The organism is Mycobacterium sp. ABE4_509, assembly GCF_056160785.1.
In genome coordinates this window covers 1-16988 of the sequence record NZ_JBSWXU010000119.1, presented here as the reverse complement: position 1 = coordinate 16988, position 16988 = coordinate 1, and the positions used below count along the sequence as shown (strand labels likewise).

Annotated in this window: 13 protein-coding genes and 2 pseudogenes; 5 read left to right on the top strand and 10 right to left on the bottom strand. The window is 68.2% G+C overall.

All coding sequences use genetic code 11. The features are described 5' to 3' along the window. Positions 1–682 (bottom strand): hypothetical protein (locus ACXAID_RS21250; RefSeq protein ID WP_475024181.1); only part of this gene is annotated, 682 nt, incomplete at its 3' end. Positions 683–911: 229 nt separating this feature from the next. On the opposite strand from ACXAID_RS21250, the gene ACXAID_RS21245 reads away from it, so the two are divergent. Genes ACXAID_RS21245 through ACXAID_RS21235 form a run of 3 tightly spaced genes read left to right on the top strand, consistent with a single transcriptional unit; the run spans position 912 to position 4277 of the window. Further along, positions 912–1862, top strand: a complete 951-nt coding sequence (locus ACXAID_RS21245) for a ferritin-like domain-containing protein (RefSeq protein ID WP_475024180.1) — start codon at positions 912–914, stop codon at positions 1860–1862. A 4-nt stretch (positions 1863–1866) separates the two neighbouring features. Continuing rightward, on the top strand, positions 1867–3369 hold the full coding sequence (locus ACXAID_RS21240; RefSeq protein WP_475024179.1) for a flavin-containing monooxygenase: 1503 nt from the start codon (positions 1867–1869) through the stop codon (positions 3367–3369). Between the two features lie 11 nt (positions 3370–3380). Next, the gene (locus tag ACXAID_RS21235; protein WP_475024178.1) at positions 3381–4277 is read left to right on the top strand and encodes a MerR family transcriptional regulator; all 897 of its coding nucleotides are present in this window, start codon (positions 3381–3383) and stop codon (positions 4275–4277) included. Between the two features lie 4 nt (positions 4278–4281). On the opposite strand, the gene guaA is transcribed toward ACXAID_RS21235, so the two are convergent. The 4 genes from guaA to ACXAID_RS21215 form a co-directional block, all read right to left on the bottom strand. Then, positions 4282–5850 (bottom strand): glutamine-hydrolyzing GMP synthase, encoded by a 1569-nt coding sequence (gene guaA, locus ACXAID_RS21230; RefSeq protein WP_475024177.1) that lies wholly within the window; start codon positions 5848–5850, stop codon positions 4282–4284. 61 nt (positions 5851–5911) lie between these two features. Beyond that, on the bottom strand, positions 5912–6943 hold the full coding sequence (locus tag ACXAID_RS21225) for a hypothetical protein (RefSeq protein WP_475024176.1): 1032 nt from the start codon (positions 6941–6943) through the stop codon (positions 5912–5914). A 457-nt stretch (positions 6944–7400) separates the two neighbouring features. Beyond that, on the bottom strand, positions 7401–8081 hold the full coding sequence (locus tag ACXAID_RS21220) for a DNA-binding response regulator (RefSeq protein WP_475024175.1): 681 nt from the start codon (positions 8079–8081) through the stop codon (positions 7401–7403). A gap of 275 nt (positions 8082–8356) precedes the next feature. Then, complete coding sequence (locus tag ACXAID_RS21215) at positions 8357–10093, bottom strand: GMC oxidoreductase (RefSeq protein WP_475024174.1); 1737 nt, start codon at positions 10091–10093, stop codon at positions 8357–8359. A gap of 153 nt (positions 10094–10246) precedes the next feature. On the opposite strand from ACXAID_RS21215, the pseudogene ACXAID_RS21210 reads away from it, so the two are divergent. Then, positions 10247–11099: pseudogene (locus tag ACXAID_RS21210) on the top strand (hypothetical protein). Between the two features lie 39 nt (positions 11100–11138). Here the strand turns inward: ACXAID_RS21210 and ACXAID_RS21205 are convergent. Both ACXAID_RS21205 and guaB read right to left on the bottom strand, forming a co-directional pair. After that, the gene (locus ACXAID_RS21205; protein WP_475024182.1) at positions 11139–12266 is read right to left on the bottom strand and encodes a GuaB3 family IMP dehydrogenase-related protein; all 1128 of its coding nucleotides are present in this window, start codon (positions 12264–12266) and stop codon (positions 11139–11141) included. Positions 12267–12289: 23 nt separating this feature from the next. Then, positions 12290–13849 (bottom strand): IMP dehydrogenase, encoded by a 1560-nt coding sequence (gene guaB / locus ACXAID_RS21200; RefSeq protein ID WP_475024173.1) that lies wholly within the window; start codon positions 13847–13849, stop codon positions 12290–12292. Between the two features lie 165 nt (positions 13850–14014). Here guaB and ACXAID_RS21195 point away from each other — a divergent pair, with 165 nt between their 5' ends. After that, positions 14015–14419 carry a DUF5319 domain-containing protein gene (locus tag ACXAID_RS21195; RefSeq protein ID WP_475024172.1) on the top strand — a complete coding sequence of 135 codons (405 nt, stop codon included), beginning with the start codon at positions 14015–14017 and terminating at the stop codon, positions 14417–14419. A 33-nt stretch (positions 14420–14452) separates the two neighbouring features. Here ACXAID_RS21195 and ACXAID_RS21190 read toward each other — a convergent pair whose 3' ends face one another. The 3 genes and pseudogenes from ACXAID_RS21190 to ACXAID_RS21180 all read right to left on the bottom strand — a co-directional run. Further along, entirely contained in the window at positions 14453–15868 is a 1416-nt protein-coding gene (locus tag ACXAID_RS21190) for an anti-sigma-D factor RsdA (RefSeq protein ID WP_475024171.1), read from the bottom strand. Further along, on the bottom strand, positions 15861–16439 hold the full coding sequence (locus ACXAID_RS21185) for a sigma-70 family RNA polymerase sigma factor (RefSeq protein WP_475024170.1): 579 nt from the start codon (positions 16437–16439) through the stop codon (positions 15861–15863). Before ACXAID_RS21185 ends, ACXAID_RS21190 begins: the two co-directional genes overlap by 8 nt. A gap of 129 nt (positions 16440–16568) precedes the next feature. After that, positions 16569–16988: pseudogene (locus ACXAID_RS21180) on the bottom strand (hypothetical protein); the annotation flags it as partial.

Genomic DNA, 16988 nt, shown 5'->3' with positions numbered 1-16988 from the left:
GGCCCCGGGCGTGCATGGCCAGCCGCACCCGGCTGATCCGGCCGCGCCCCGGCATCGGGGCCCCGTCCTGCCCACCGGCGATCTCGTAGCCGCTGACCCGGGCTTCCAGCCGGGCCGAGGCGCCCTGCCAGTCCCCATCCGTGACGAGCAGTGTGCACTCCCGCTGACGCGCCCGTGCCACCAGCGCCCGGGCCCGGCTCGCCGGCACGGTGCGACCCCCGAGGCCGAGTACCACCAGGTCCATTCCGTCCATCAGGACCGCAGCCACCTCGACCGGGTCGGCCCCCGGGTGCGGGATGACCGCGATCCTGCTCAGGTCCGCCCCCATCTCGACCGCGGCCAGCAGTCCGAGGTCGGGCTGACCGATGATCGCGGCGTTCCCCCCGTCGGCGGTGACCGCCGCAACCAGACTCACCTCCAGCGACCTGGCGCCCGAAAGCACCGCGACAGTTCCGCGGGGCAACGAACCGGGCAGCAGTTCAGACAGCGTTTCCGGCCCCGGCAGCAAAGAATCATGCTCCATCGGAGATCCTGTGGAGCCGGCCGTCGGCGCAACCGGCCGACGTCCGGCAGACGCCTTTGCGGTGGCCTTCCCGGACATCGACGCAATCTGCCGACGCAACTGTTCTACCTGTTCAGCGCGTGTGACCGGACAGAGATTCAGGCTTTTCGCCGTCGCCACAGCAGCACCTTCCTCACCATTCGGATCACGCGACTCACATCCGGTGTTCGAATGTATGTTCGATACCGTCAGTAAACACCGGCCCGGCGACAACCGTCAACCAGAACACCGCCCGTCCCCGGAGCCGCCGCGCGGGCAGGGAGCGCCAGAAAACTGCCATTGACAAATGTCACCATTGGTTGTTGTATCCATGAAACGCCGGTGCCCGTCCCATCACCTAGGAGAAGCCATGGCGATCGACATGGATGTCATGCTGGCCAAGATCAAGGACCGCCAGTGGGCGCTGGCCGACATCGACTGGACCGCGCCCGGCGCCGAACTGATCACCGACGAACAGCGCCCCAAGCTCAAGGCCTTCATGGCCGATCTGTGCTGGATCGAGAACATCGGTGCACGCGGGTTCGCCGCGCTGGCCAAGAAGGCCCCCACCCCGGTGATCGCCGAGATCTACCGCTACTTCCACGCCGAGGAACAACGCCACGCCAACGCCGAACTGGCGCTGATGAAGCGGTGGGGGATGCTCGACACCGAGGCGAGCGAAGCGACGGGAGACGGGCGGGTCGAGATGCCCGAACCGAACGTCAACATCCGACTGGCGATGGACTGGCTGGACACCTATGCCGACGACATGTCGCTGTCGATCCTGGGCACCGTGATCCCGATGCTCGAGGTCGCCCTCGACGGCGCACTGCTCAAATTCCTGCTCGAAGAGGTCGACGACCCGGTCTGCCATCAGGTGTTCGAGAAGATCAACAACGACGAATCCCGCCACATCGCCGTCGATTTCGACGTTCTCGACATGATCGGCCACGCCGACGCGCGGCGGCTGGCCATCGAGTTCGTCGGCAACGTCGCCACCCCGGGCCTCATCATCGGCGCGGTGATGTACATCCCGCTGCTCAACCGGATCCGCAACGAGATCGTCGGAATGGGCCTGGAACCCGAGCGGCTCTACAACGCCGTCAAACGCTTCCGCACACTCGGCGAACGTGGCGAACACAGCCACCGGGTCCCCACCTACCGGGTGCTCCGCAAGCACGCATCGATGGTCGTCAACCCCCGACATCCCTATCACCTGCTGGCCAACTCGATGGTGTGGGTGTCCGACTTCTACCCCAAGGCCCTGCTGCGACCGATACCCAGCTGGTTCAAGGAACTCACCCACGAGCCGGCGGCCTGAGGCGATGGCGGCCGCCACCCACATCCACGACACCCTGATCGTCGGCGCCGGCTTCACCGGGCTGGGTGCGGCGATCAAGCTGCGCGACGCGGGTGTCGACGATGTCATCGTCGCCGAACGCAGTGACCGGGTCGGCGGAACCTGGCGGGACAACACCTACCCCGGCATCGCCTGCGACATCCCGTCGCTGCTGTACTCGTTCTCGTTCGCCAAGAACCCCGACTGGTCACGCACCTACCCGTCCGGAGCCGAGATCTGCGCCCACCTCGAGGACATCACCGACCGGTTCGGGCTGCGCCCGCTGATCGAGTTCGGCACCGACATCACCGGCCTGAGCTTCGACGACGAAACCGGCGTCTGGACGGCCCGCACCAAGACACGCAAGCGGTTGCGGGCCCGCACCGTGGTGCTGGCCTCCGGGCCGCTGACCGACCACAAGCTCCCCGACATCCGCGGCATCGACAGCTATCGGGGCCACACGATGCACAGCGCAGCCTGGGATCACCACTACGACTTCACCGGTAAGCGGGTGGCCGTCATCGGCACCGGGGCCAGCGCCGTGCAGATCGTTCCGGAGCTGGTCAAGACCGCCGAATTCGTCAAGGTCTTCCAACGCACCCCGGGCTGGGTGCTGCCGCGGATGGACCCGACAGTCCCCGGGGCCGTCAAAGCTCTGTTCACCAGAGTCCCTGCCGCCCAGGAACTCGCCCGCCGGCTGCTGTACTGGGGCCACGAGGCCAGTGCGGCCGCACTGGTGTGGGAGACCCCGATGAGCGGACTCGTCGCCCAGCTGGGCAAGGCACACCTGCGCCGCGCGGTCCACGATCCCTGGCTGCGCCGCCAGCTGACCCCCGATTTCACCCCGGGGTGCAAACGGATGCTGATCTCCAGCGACTACTACCCGGCGCTGCAACGCGACAACTGCAAGTTGATCGACTGGCCGATCGCCACCCTCAGCCCGGCGGGAATCCGCACCAGCGACGGCGTCGAGCACCACCTGGACGCCATCGTGTTCGCCACCGGCTACGACGTGCACCTGACCGGGCCGCCCTTCCCGGTGACCGGACTGGACGGGCGGTCACTGCAGCAACAGTGGTCGGGTCACGCCGAGGCCTACAAGAGCATCAACGTCAGCGGCTTCCCCAACCTGTTCTTCATGACCGGGCCGAACTCCGGCCCGGGGCACAACTCACTGCTGGCCTACGTCGAGGGCCAGATCGCCTACGCCGTCACCGGCATCACCACCATCCTGCGGCAGAACCTGCGCTACCTCGACGTACGCGCAGACGTCCAACGCCGCTACAACGACCGGATGCAACGCCGCCTGGCCCCGACCACCTGGATGTCGGGCTGCTCCAGCTGGTACCTGACGCCCGACGGGTACAACGCGTCGATGTACCCGGGCTTCGCAACGCAGTATCTTCGACAGATGAGCCAGTTCCGCTTCACCGACTACCAACCGGTGGCCCGCGACGCGCGCCCACGGGCGGTCACCTCGACCGCCTGACATGGCTTGACGTGTCCGAGCCCCATTCCCCCCGCCCCGCCGGGCCGATCCCGAGCATCCTGCGCCGGATCCGCCGCGGTTCGCGCGACGTGGTCGAGTCGGCCGTGTCGCAGCTCTTCGACGCCGCGGTGCAGCCGCACGGTGTGGCCGCCTCCGGCGAATACCGCATCGACGATCTGGCCCGGCTGGCCGGCACCACCACACGCAACATCCGGGTCTACCGTGACCGCGGACTGCTGCACCCGCCACTGCGGGTGGGTCGGATCGCACTGTTCAACGACACCCACCTGACCCGGCTGCGGCTGATCACCTCACTGCTCGACCGCGGATACAACCTCACCCACGTCAACGAGATGCTCTCGGCTTGGGAGCAGGGCAAGAAGGTCGGCGACATGCTGGGCCTGGAGTCGGCGATCGCCGGGAGCTGGGCCAGCGAGAAACCCGAGCGGATGTCGACAACCGCGGCCAGGCAATTGTTCGACGACGACGCCGGTTTCGACCGGCTGGTCGGGCTGGGCGTGATCAAACTCGAAGACGACAGCCACGAGGCCATCATCATGCGCCCCAAGCTGATCGAGGCAATCAACGAGATCCGCGAGTACGGGGTGGCCGCCGACAAACTGATCGACCTGCACGAGCAGATCACCCCGCTGGTCGATCAGATCAGCGCCATCCTGGTGACAGCGGGAGTCGAGCACATCGGCGACCGGCTCAACCCGGGCAAAGAGCTGCCGCCCGACACCGAAGTCGCCGAACTGATCACCATGCTGGTGCGGTTCCGCACCCGGGCGGTCTCGGAAGTGACCGCCACGCTGGCGCATTCGATCGAGACGACGGTCGAGTCGACGGTCGCGGCCATCCTCGCCGAAGCGATCGAACACACCCCGGATCCCACCACCGAGGATTGAGCGCCTACTCCCACTCGATGGTGCCCGGCGGCTTGCTGGTGATGTCCAGCACCACCCGGTTCACTTCACGCACCTCGTTGGTGATCCGTGTCGAAATGCGTTCCAGCACTTCGTAGGGGACTCGCGTCCAGTCCGCTGTCATCGCGTCCTCGCTGGACACCGGGCGCAGCACGATGGGGTGGCCGTAGGTGCGGCCGTCACCCTGCACACCCACCGACCGGACATCGGCGAGCAGAACCACCGGGCACTGCCAGATCTGGCGGTCGAGACCTGCCGAGGTGAGCTCCTCACGGGCGATGGCGTCGGCACGACGCAGCGTGTCCAGGCGTTCGGCGGTGACCTCACCGACGATGCGGATTCCCAGACCGGGTCCCGGGAACGGTTGCCGCGCAACGATGTCCTCGGGCAACCCCAGCTCCCGGCCGACCGCGCGCACCTCGTCCTTGAACAGCAGCCGCAGCGGTTCGACCAGAGCGAATTTCAGGTCGGCGGGCAGTCCGCCGACGTTGTGGTGGCTCTTGATGTTGGCTGTACCCGACCCGCCGCCGGACTCCACCACATCCGGGTACAGGGTGCCCTGCACCAGGAACTCCACGGGGACCTCGGAGCCGTTCTGGTCCTCCAGCGCGTCGCGCACCGCACCCTCGAAAGCCCTGATGAACTCCCGCCCGATGATCTTGCGCTTGCCCTCGGGGTTGGTCACGCCACCGAGCGCCTCGAGGAAACGGTCCGCGACGTCGACGGTGACCAGCTTGGCGCCGGTCGCGGCGACGAAGTCGCGCTGCACCTGGGCCCGTTCCCCGGCACGCAGCAGCCCGTGGTCGACGAACACACAGGTCAGGCGGTCGCCGATGGCCCGCTGCACCAGCGCGGCCGCGACCGCGGAGTCCACCCCGCCGGACAGTCCGCAGATCGCCCGGCCGTCGCCGATCTGGGCACGGACTTGCTCGACCAGCGCGTCGGCGATGTTGGCCGGCGTCCAGGTGGCGTCGACCCCGGCGAATTCGTGCAGGAACCGGCTCAGCACCTGCTGACCGTGTGGGCTGTGCATGACCTCGGGGTGGTACTGCACCCCGGCAAGCCGGCGCTGCCGGTCTTCGAAGGCCGCCACCGGAGCGCCGGCGCTGGTCGCCACCACCTCGAACCCGGCCGGCGCTGCCGTCACCGCGTCGCCGTGGCTCATCCACACCGGCTGGGTGGCAGGGAGGTCGGAATGAAGTTGACCGCCAGTGACTTTGAGATCGGTCCTGCCGTACTCGCTGGTTCCGGTGTGCGCCACGGTGCCGCCCAGGGCCTGGGCCATGGCCTGGAAGCCGTAGCAGATCCCGAACACCGGAACGTCGATGTCGAACAGTTTGGGATCCAGCTGGGGCGCTCCGTCGGCATAGACGCTGGCCGGACCGCCCGAGAGCACGACGGCGCGTGGATTCCTCGCCTTGATCTCCTCGACACTGGCGGTGTGCGGGATGACCTCCGAGAACACCCGGGCCTCACGGACACGCCGCGCGATCAGCTGCGCGTACTGCGCACCGAAGTCGACGACCAATACGGGGCGGGGGGCTGCTGACTCCACCCGGACAGTTTAGTGGGCAGCCCGGTCGATCCACGATCCCCTGCCGGCCGGCGCCGTGGGATCACTCGGTGTCACTCGCCCCGTCGCCGCCCTCAGCAGACTCCGCCGCCGCACTCTCGGTGTCGTCATCGTCCGGCGCGGAGACGGACCCGACGCCGGTTGGCTCGGATCCGTCGGCGTTCGCGTCCGTCGCGTCGTCGGATTCGGCGCCCTCGTCGGCGGCACCCTCGTCCTGAGGTTCGATCGATTCCAGCGTTTCGGCCTCGTCGTCGGCCAGCTCGGTCTCGTCATCGACGTCGACCACGTCGGTCTCGACATCGGATTCGACCACCTCGGCGTCCAACACCGCGCCCTCGACGACCTCGGTGTCCACCACCTCGCCCACGACGACCTCGGTGTCCACCACCTCACCCTCGACGACCTCACCCTCGACGACCTCAGCCTCGACCGCTTCCACGGTGGTCACGGCCTCGTCTCCCACCTCGGCCGACTCCTCGGCGCCGCTCTCCGCCTCTTCTCCCGTGGCAGCCGCGTCGGCAGCCTCGTCTCCCACGCGTTCGGTGCCGGGGCCGGCCTCGAGCCCCGCGGCCGTCGTCAGTTCACTGGTCGAGCTCGCCAGGATCGTCGGCGCTCCGAAGCTCAGTGGTGGCGGCCGCAGATCACCGGGCAGGAACTGGAAACCGAGCAGGTAGCGCGGCAGGTTGGCGAAGTAGTCGATCTCGAAACGAACGAAATGGGTCAATCGGTCGGCGATGTAGACACCGATGTCGACGAGTTCGAACGGATTCAACGTTGTTGCGAAATGGGCCGCCCCAGCGAGCGGGTAGTACACGAATGACCTTGCCACACAGAAGTACACGTAGCTGATCTGAGGAGCGAGTGCGGACACCAGAGGAACCCGGCTCGTGACCGCGATGGTGAGGTCGACGCCGGCCGTGAGCAACGAGTCGACCGCGTTGATGACGCTCAGCGCAAGCGACCCGACTTCGTAAACGACCGGCACGTAGGCCGCTAACTGCACTTCCTGAGTGGAGACGCGAGGGGCGTCGGCGGCAGCGACCATCGAGGCCTCGGCGCGAATGTCGTTCGGCACAGTGACCCCATGGGGCACGGCGGCGGCGATCCCGACCGAGGCAACCCCGGCCATCAGCGCGGCACGGACCGACGCCCGCCGGAGCGGGTGCTTCCCTCCCGACGGTCCCCCCTGTTGAAGCGACGTCGAATTCTTCGTAGCCATCCCCCGATACCTTTCAGTCACCACACGAGCGCGAATTGCAGCCACGGTGAACCCACCCGTCGAAGACGGTTCATGCACTTAGAGCCCCCCAAAGACGGGTTCGACCGTAACACCCGGAAGTAGTTCGAGCCGTACGCCGAACGGACGAATCTTCCACGTCGACAAGAGAGCTCGGCACAGGGATCGATCGCCGGCAGGCTCGGTCGAGTGCGACGCCGAATCGGTCGCTCGTCGCTGCTTCACCGCTGATGGGGTGAAAGTTAGCTGTTTGCTCCAGGATTGGGCGAAGCACTGTCCAGTGAAATTCGGCGCGCTAGACATCACTCAGGCTCAGAATCCCGTCCTCGATGGCCCTCGCGAGCAGCGCTGACTTGGTCGGGGCCGGCCTCCCGACACTGGCGTACTTGGCGCGGGCGCGCTGAAGGTGTGTGCGCACCGTCGTCGGCGCAATGAACAGACGCTTGCCCACTAGGTCTTTGCTCTCCGTCTGAAACCAGGCCACCAGTACCTGCTTTTCGCGTTCGGAGAGATTGATGCGCCCCACCCGGGTGTCGTTGAGCATCGCCTTGCCCATCCGTGGTCCCACATACGCTGTGCCGGTATGCGCCGAATAGATCGCTTCGATGAGGTGCCGCTTGCCTTCCGATTTCACCAGGTAGGTGAGAGCACCCAACTCCAGGCAGGCAAGAATGACTTCGTCGCCGGCGACCCGCGAGTAGACGATGACCCGTTGGTCGCCGTCGGCAAGTTTCTTCAGCGTCTCGAGGTCTGGACAGTGGCCATCGGGTTGCAGATCGAGCAGGACGACATCGACGCCCTCGGCCGGCGGCGGGTACGCCGTGAGGTACTGCTCCGGCCGGACGAAACTCCCGACGACCTCGATCGGCGGGTCGGCATCGGCGCACCACGCTTCGATTCCGGCGCGCACGACGTCGTGGTCGTCGACGACCGCGACCCGCACCGGATTCGGCACCTGAACCGCTTCGGGCGACATCCCCCACCCCCCAAACGATTGACATATGTCGCCAAGTGTCATGTCCCTCGCGTTATTTAAGCGCACGCATCCGGGGTTCGCGACGGAAAGCGCAGCGCAGTTGCAGAAATCCCTTGTCAGGGGGTCCGGCGAAGACAATCTGCTCGTACGCACCGGAACGGGACACGGTTGCCACTGCCCACCGAAGTTAGCTAGGACAGTGGCGGCAACCGATGGCCGCCACCGCAGCCGGTGCGCAAAATGTTGACTGATCCACGCCGCGCGTGGGCGGAACGCTACCCGGCCGAGTTGACCGGCTCGATCGGGATCCAGCGCAGCGCCGCCGGGGCGCCGGCCGGAACCACCGGATGAGCCGGATCGACCGGAGCCAGCCGCCGGTAGGCCTCCCCCTGGGCGGGGCGCGGATCCTGCTCACCCTTGTTCGGCCACAGCGACGCGGCGCGCTCGGCCTGTGCGGTGATCGAAAGCGACGGGTTGACACCGAGATTCGCCGAAATGGCGGCACCGTCGGTCACCGACAGCGTCGGATAGCCGTACACCCGGTGGTATGGGTCGATCACGCCGTGTTCGGGGCTGTCACCGATCGCCGCGCCGCCGAGGAAGTGGGCGGTCAGCGGGATGTTGAACAATTCGCCCCAGGTCCCTCCGGCGACCCCGTCGATCTTCGCGGCGATCCGCCGGGTCACCTCGTTGCCCGCCGGGATCCAGGACGGGTTGGGTTCGCCGTGTCCCTGCCTGCTGTCGAGCATCCGGATGCCCAGCTTGGTCTTGCGGGTGAAGGTGGTGATCGAGTTGTCCAGGTGCTGCATCACCAGCGCGATAACCGTGCGCTCACTCCACCGCCGCGGGTTGAGCATGCGCAGCATGCCCTTCGGGTCCGCAGCGGCGGTCTGGAGCAGCTGCTTCCATCGGGGCACGTCGGTGCCCTCGGGGCCGGCGCCGTCGGTCATCAGCGTCTGCAACAACCCCATCGCGTTGGAGCCCTTGCCGTAACGCACCGGCTCGATGTGGGTGTCGGCGGCGGGGTGGATCGAGGAAGTGATGGCCACACCATGGGTCAGGTCCATGTCCGGGGACACTTCGAGGCGCCCCGCGCCGACGATCGACTCCGAGTTGGTCCGGGTGAGCACGCCGAGACGGTCCGAGAGCCGCGGCAGCCGGCCGGTGTCGCGCATCTTGAACAGCAGCCGCTGAGTGCCGTAAGTGCCGGCTGCCAGCACCACGTGCGTTGCGGTGAACGTCTGCCGGTGTCGCCGCAGCCTGCTGCCGGTGCGCGCTGTGCGGACTTCCCACAGCTCATCGGGCCGCTGCCGGAAATCGGTGACGGTGCTCATCGGACGCACCTGGGCGCCGGCCTTCTCCGCGAGCCCGAGGTAGTTCTTCAGCAGCGTGTTCTTGGCGCCGTACCGGCAGCCGGTCATGCAGGAGCCACATTCGATACAGCCGGTGCGTTCCGGCCCGGCCCCACCGAAGTACGGGTCCGGCACCGTCTTGCCCGGGGTCTTGTGACCGTCGGCACCGAAGAACACACCCACCGGCGTCGGCACCCAGGTGTCGCCGACACCCATGTCATCGGCGACCTCTTTCATGATGCGGTCGGCGTCGGTGAACGTCGGGTTGGGCACCACGCCGAGCATTCGCTGGGCCTGGTCGTAGTGCGGCATCAGCTCGGCGCGCCAGTCGGTGATGTCGCGCCACTGGGGGTCGGTGAAGAACTGCTCGGGTGGCACATACAGGGTGTTGGCGTAGTTCAGCGACCCACCACCGACGCCCGCACCGGCCAGGATCATCACGTTGCGCAGCAGGTGGATGCGCTGGATCCCGAACATGCCCAGCGCCGGGGCCCACAGGAATTTGCGCAGGTTCCACGAGGTCTTGGCGAAGTCCTGGTCGCCATAGCGCCGCCCGGCTTCGAGCACCAGCACCCGGTAGCCCTTTTCGGTGAGCCGCAGTGCGCTCACGCTGCCGCCGAATCCGGAACCGATGATCACGACGTCGTAGTCAGGCTGCATCGGACCAGTATGAACCTACCGGCGGGTAGATTTCTAGACAGGGAAGCCTAATTTGTAAAGTAGAGCTCGGTCGGCCCGGTCATGCCCGCCACCCGACGCCACCGAGAGCTCGCACCCCGCCGTCGTGTCGGTGCCCCTCGCCAGACTCTGCCCATGGGAGCACCGTTCATCGGCAGCGAGGCAGTCGGCCGGAATGTCGTGGAGTGAACTGCAGCCCAACCATCGGCGCATCTTCCGCGACGTCTATGTCCACGTCGACGCCGAGATCACCGCGGTGACCCGGGCGCATGCGGGATGGCTGTGGTCCGGCCGCAAGGCCGTCGTCGCCGGGCGCTCGGCATCGGCAGTGCACGGAAGCAGGTGGGTCGACGCGGATGCGCCCGTGGAGCTGATCCACGACAACCGTCACCGCATGGTCGGGCTGCACGTTCGTGGCGACCGCGCCCGCGACGACGAAATCCAGATGATCGACGGGCTGCCGGTGACCACTGCCGCCCGGACCGCGCTGGACCTGGGTTGTTGGCACCCGAGGCTGGAAGCCACCGCCGGTGTCGACGCCCTGATCGCCGCCGCCGGCCTGGACGTGGCCGACGTCGAAGCGTTGATCGCGCGATACCCGGGCCGTCGCGGAATCGCACAGGCCCGCAGGGTGCTGGCCTCCAGCGACGGCGGCGCGCAGTCCCCGCAGGAGACCTACCTGCGGCTGACCCTGATCGACGACGGGTTGCCCGCTCCGCAGACCCAGATCCCCGTCCTCGGAGAAACCGGCTCGACGGTGGCCTACCTCGACATGGGCTGGCCCGAGCTGATGGCCGCCGTCGAGTACGACGGGGAGCAGCACCGCACCAGTAGATCTCAGTACAGCTGGGACGTGAAACGCTCCGAGTTCGCCCAGCGGCGGGGGTGGATCATCGTGCGGGTGCTCGCCGACAACCGGCCCGACGACATCAAACGCCGGGTACGCGCCGCACGGGCACAAGGATCTGGCCGGCGCCGCCCAGCGTGAAGCCACCTTCACGTTCGGCGCGCGAGACGGGGCGTCGGATCAGTTCCCGACGGTGAGACCGACCTTCTGGAACTCCTTGAGATCGCAGTAGCCGGCCTTGGCCATCGACCTCCGCAACCCGCCGACCAGATTCAGCGAACCGAACGGATCATCTGACGGCCCGGTGAGCACCTGTTCGAGCGACGGACGCTCGCCGGCGGCGATCTGCAGCAGTGCGCCGCGCGGCAACGACGGATGCGCGGCCGCGGCCGGCCAGAACCACCCGCCGCCGAGGGCCTCGGCCGCCGATGCCAGCGGTGTCCCGAGCAACACGGCGTCGGCGCCGCAGGCGATCGCCTTGGCCAGATCGCCGGAGGTGTGGATGTCGCCGTCGGCGAGCACGTGCACGTACCGTCCACCGGTCTCATCGAGGTATTCGCGCCGCGCGGCGGCGGCGTCGGCGATCGCGGTGGCCATCGGCACGCTGATGCCGAGGACCTCGTCGGACGTCGTCACCCCGGAGGTGGAGCCGTAGCCGACGATCACACCGGCGGCGCCGGTGCGCATCAGGTGCAGCGCGGTGCGGTGGTCGAGCACCCCGCCGGCCACCACCGGAACGTCGAGTTCGGAGATGAACGTCTTGAGGTTCAACGGCTCACCGTCAGAGGCGACCCGCTCGGCCGAGATGATGGTGCCCTGGATGACCAGCAGGTCGAGTCCGGCGGCCACCAACGCCGGCGTCAGCGCGCGCGCGTTCTGCGGACTGACCCGCACCGCGGTCGTGATGCCCGCCTCGCGGATCCGGGACACCGCGGCGCCGAGCAGCTCGGGATCCAGTGGCGCGGAATGCAACTGCTGAAGCAGCCGGACCGAAGCAGTCGGGTCGGGCTCCTTCTCGGCAGCCTCGACGACCTCTTGGATGCGGGCCTCCACGTCGGCGTGCCGGCCGATCAGACCCTCGCCGTTGAGCACCCCCAGGCCGCCCAGGCGGCCGAGCTCGATCGCGAACTCCACACTGACCAACGCGTCGGTGGGATGAGCGACGACCGGGATGTCGAACCGGTAGGCATCGAGCTGCCAGGCCGTCGACACGTCTTTCGACGAGCGGGTGCGCCGGGACGGCACGATGTTGATGTCGTGGAGTTCGTAGGTGCGGCGGGCCGTGCGGCCCATCCCGATCTCGACCATGTCGCGCATCTGCGTGGATCCCCTCAGCGGGTGGTGTAGTTGGGGGCTTCCACGGTCATCGTGATGTCGTGGGGGTGGCTTTCCTTGAGCCCGGCCGCGGTGATCTGCACGAACTGGGCCTGCTGAAGCTGCTCGATCGTCGCGGCCCCGGTGTAGCCCATCGCGGCCCGCAGCCCGCCGGTGAGTTGGTGGATCACCGTCGACAACGGCCCGCGGTAGGGCACCCGGCCCTCGATGCCCTCGGGCACCAGCTTGTCCTCGGACAGGACGTCGTCCTGGAAGTAGCGGTCCTTGGAGTACGACACCCGGGCGCCGGTGCCGCTGCTGCTGGACCGGCCCTGCATGGCGCCGAGCGAACCCATGCCGCGATAGCCCTTGAACTGCTTGCCGTTGACCAGGATCAGGTCGCCGGGCGATTCGGCGGTGCCGGCCAGCAGTGAGCCCAGCATGGCGGTCGACGCCCCGGCGGCCAGCGCCTTGGCGATGTCGCCGGAGTACTGCAGCCCGCCGTCGGCGATCACCGGGACACCGTGCGGCGCACACGCGGCGACGGCCTCCAGGATCGCGGTGATCTGCGGTGCGCCCACCCCGGCGACCACCCGGGTGGTGCAGATCGAGCCGGGTCCCACACCGACCTTGACGGCGTCGGCGCCGGCGTCGACCAGCGCAGCCGCCGCCGCCCGGGTGGCCACGTTGCCGCCGACCACCTCGACCCGGTCGCCGATCACCGCCTTGAGTCGGTGCACCATGTCGAGCACCCCGCGGTTGTGGGCGTGCGCGGTGTCCACCACGAGCACGTCGGCTCCGGCGTCGGCCAGCGTCATCGCGCGGGTCCACGCGTCCTCGCCGACGCCGACCGCTGCGCCGACCAGCAGCCGTCCGTCGCTGTCCTTGGTGGCCAGCGGGAACTGCTCGGTCTTGACGAAGTCCTTGACGGTGATCAGCCCGGTCAGCTTGCCGTGACCGTCGACGATCGGCAGCTTCTCGATCTTGTTGCGGCGCAACAGGCCAAGCGCGGCTTCTGCCGACACCCCCTCCTGGGCGGTGATCAGCGGGGCCTTGGTCATCACCTCCGACACCGGCTTGGACTGGTCGACCTCGAAGCGCATGTCGCGATTGGTGATGATTCCCACGAGCGAACCCTGCGCATCCACCACCGGCAAACCGGAGATGCGGAAGCGCGCACACATGGCGTCGACTTCGGCCAGTGTGTTGTCCGGTGAGCAGGTCACCGGATCGGTCACCATGCCGGCCTCGGAGCGCTTGACGGTCTCGACCGCCCCGGCCTGCTCAGCGACCGGCAGGTTGCGGTGCAGCACACCCATCCCGCCGGCGCGGGCCATCGCGATGGCCATCCGCGCCTCGGTCACGCTGTCCATCGCGGAGCTGACCAGCGGCACCTTCAACCGGATCTTGCGGGTCAGCTGGCTCGACGTGTCGGCGGTGGCCGGAATCACATCCGAGGCCGCCGGCAACAGCAGCACATCGTCGAAGGTCAGCCCGAGCATCGCGACCTTGGTGGGGTCGTCTCCGCCGGTGGGCACCGGGACGGCGATCGGGACGCTGCTTTCGGCGATCGACATGACTGAGGCCTCCAGTAAAAACAGATGCAGCCAGGCGAGAAGCCCGCCCTGAAGACCACATCCTATCGGCATCCGGATCGCCACCACGGATGGCCGTTTGAGTTCGCCGCGGCGTGCCGCCGGAGCGCTGGCGCGATGACAGGGGGCCTGCGTAGTCTGGAAACCGTGCGAGACCACCTGCCACCAGGACTGCCGCCCGACCCGTTCGCCGATGACCCGAGCGACCCGTCGGCGGCACTGGACGCCCTGGAGCCGGGGCAACCACTGGACGCGCAGGAACGCATCGCGGTCGAGGCCGATCTGGCTGATCTCGCCGTCTATGAAGCGCTGTTGGCGCACAAAGGAGTTCGCGGTCTGGTCGTCTGCTGTGACGAATGCCAGCAGGATCACTACCACGACTGGGACATGCTGCGGGCGAACCTGCTGCAGCTGCTCGTCGACGGCACGGTACGCCCGCATGAACCCGCCTTCGACCCCGAACCCGACACCTACGTCACCTGGGACTACTGCCGGGGTTACGCCGACGCCTCGCTCAACGAGGCCACCTCGGACTCAGACGGCTATCGCTGACGGCTATCGCTGAGAGCTGAATTTCTTCCCTGATCAGCTCGGTTCTTCCGGCACCACCGGAGCAACCGGGATCGTGGTCGTCGTCGTGGTCGGCACCGCCGTGGTCGTCACCACCGTGCTCTCCGGAGTCTGCGCAGCCGTGGTGGTCGGCTCCGGCGCGGTCGTCGCCGGGGCGGCGGTGGTGACCTGCTCCGGGGAGGACGCCGACGCGCTCGGCGCCACCGCCGGTGATGTCGACTCCGGGGCGGATTCGGCCGCCGCGGCCGGGGATGTCGCCGCGGTGGTGGACGCCACGGTGGGGGTGCTCGGCGACGGGCTGGTCACCGATGTCGACGACGGTGTCGGCGACTCGGTGGTCGGCGCGGACGTCGACGACGCGCCCGGCGACGGGCTGGTCGGCGACGCCGACGGGGTGGACGTCTGGGTTGCGGTGGTTTCGGCGGCGCTGCTGGTCGCGGCGCCGCTGGTCGTCCCCGGCGGGGTCACGACCGGCGACGGCACCTCCAGCAACGTCACACCCGGCGGGAGCACCGGCGCGGGCTCGCCGGGCAGCACCGAAGGCAGGGTGAACTGCGGGTCACGCGCTCCGACCTTGGCACGCAGGTCGTTCCACTGCTCGATCAGGTTCGTCCCCGGGACGTTTTCGCCGGCGCTTCGAACCTGACCCTGGAGCTGCTCGAGGATCTGCTGAGCCTGCTCCCAGTCGCCCTGCTCGATGAACTGCTGCACCTCGGCCAGCTCCGAACGGGCGCTGCCGATCGGGTTGGCGACCTGCGGCGGCAACTCCAACAGCGTCACACCCGGCGGGAGCGCCGGCGCGGGCTCGCCGGCGACGACCGGAGGAAGGGTGAAGTTGGGGTCGCGGGTGCCCACCTTGGCGCTCAGGTCGTTCCACTGATTGATCAGGTCCGTTTTCGCGGTGACGTCGTCGACGCTCTGGACCTGCGTGCTGACCGCCTGTAGCTTGTCCTGCGCAGCCTGCCAGTCACCCTGCTCGATGAGCTGCTGCACCTCGGCCATCTCGGTCTGCGCGGCCAGGATCACCGCATCCTCACGCGGGGCGGCCTGCTCGCCGAACAGCATGGTGCGCAGTCCGTAGAGGGCGTCACCGGGGCCGGAACCGGCGACGATCGCGCCGAAACCGCCCAGGCACAGCACCGCGGCAGCCGTGGAGCCGACCACTGCCAGCGAGCGCCGGCGGCGCCGGCCCGCCGACGCGGACCGGTCGAGCGCGTCGGCGGCCTGCTGAGGGGTCACCAGCGCCGACACCGGGGTTTCGCGCACATCGTCGCGCCACCCGGCCAGCAGGTTGGCCAGCTCGGCCTCGCCGCGGTCGGTGGCGTACACCGGTTCCCGTGCGGCCAGCGCGTCGAGGAACTGGTCGCTGCGGTTGATTTCGTTCAACGACGGATCACCGCCGTTGTCGTTCCAGCGTCCGAAATCAGGCATGATCACGCCCCGTCGCCATGATTTCGTTCTTCAGCTTGGCCAGTGCGCGGTGCTGGGCCACCCGCACCGCGCCGGGGGTGCTGCCGACGGTCTCGGCGGTCTCCTCGGCGCTCATTCCGACGACGACGCGAAGAATGAGGATCTCGCGCTGCTTTTCGGGCAGCACCTGCAACAGGGCGGCCATCCGCGCCGACGACTCCGAATCGAGCGCCAGCTGCTCGGGGCTCGCTTCGCCGGACGAGCGCTCCGGCACCACGTCCATCGGGTCGGCCCGGTTTCGTGAGGCCGCGCGATGCGCGTCGGCAACCTTGTGAGCAGCGATGCCGTAGACAAAGGCCAGGAACGGTCGTCCCTGATCTTTGTAGCGCGGCAGCGCCGTGATGGCGGCCAAGCACACCTCCTGAGCAACGTCATCTGCTGACAGACCGCTGCGTTCCGTGGCCCCCACGCGAGCCCGGCAATACCGGACAACGATGGGGCGGATGGTCGCCAGCACTTCCTGGAGGGCGTTTCGATCGCCGGCCACCGCTTGCGCAACGACAGCATCGAGACGTTCTCCCGAAATTGTCATCGTGGCCGATATCTCCAGCGTTACGTGCGGGACACATCCCGTTGGGGGAGGTGGTTCTGCGTTGGGCAGGAGCCGCACCCCGTGGCGTGGCTCAGCTAAACAATAACGACCGTCCTCGGTGCAATCGGGTTACTGCCGACGCCACACGCCGCCCCATCTGGTCACGATCGACGCACACCGGTCCCGGATTCCGGTGATCTCGGCTGGTGAGTGCTCCGCGCTGCCGATGTCGGCGAGCAGGCAGGCCGCCGCCCACTGCAGCGGGACCAGGCCGTGTCGCCCGGCTTCGCGCAGTGCGTCGTCGGCCGCGTGTCGCGCACTGCCCGGCTCGCCGTGGCAGCACCTCGCGGCGGCAAGCACCACGAGGGACTTGACGCTGTGCCGTACCGACCCGAGGTCGTGGGCGAGTTCGGTGGCGGCGCCGGCGTGGTCCACCGCGGCCCGGCCGTCCCCGCACACCATCGCCAGCTCTGCCGACACCCAGGCCTGGCGCACCCGAACCCTCGGCGCCTCGGTGGCCGCGACCAGACCTGCGGCACGGTGCAGCGC

Coding starts and splice junctions, on each gene's coding strand:
- guaB (WP_475024173.1), bottom strand. CDS start 13,849: ATGTCGATCGCCGAAAGCAGCGTCCCGATCGCCGTCCCGGTGCCCACC.
- ACXAID_RS21240 (WP_475024179.1), top strand. CDS start 1,867: ATGGCGGCCGCCACCCACATCCACGACACCCTGATCGTCGGCGCCGGC.
- ACXAID_RS21215 (WP_475024174.1), bottom strand. CDS start 10,093: ATGCAGCCTGACTACGACGTCGTGATCATCGGTTCCGGATTCGGCGGC.
- ACXAID_RS21220 (WP_475024175.1), bottom strand. CDS start 8,081: ATGTCGCCCGAAGCGGTTCAGGTGCCGAATCCGGTGCGGGTCGCGGTC.
- ACXAID_RS21245 (WP_475024180.1), top strand. CDS start 912: ATGGCGATCGACATGGATGTCATGCTGGCCAAGATCAAGGACCGCCAG.
- ACXAID_RS21205 (WP_475024182.1), bottom strand. CDS start 12,266: ATGGTCGAGATCGGGATGGGCCGCACGGCCCGCCGCACCTACGAACTC.
- ACXAID_RS21190 (WP_475024171.1), bottom strand. CDS start 15,868: ATGCCTGATTTCGGACGCTGGAACGACAACGGCGGTGATCCGTCGTTG.
- ACXAID_RS21185 (WP_475024170.1), bottom strand. CDS start 16,439: ATGACAATTTCGGGAGAACGTCTCGATGCTGTCGTTGCGCAAGCGGTG.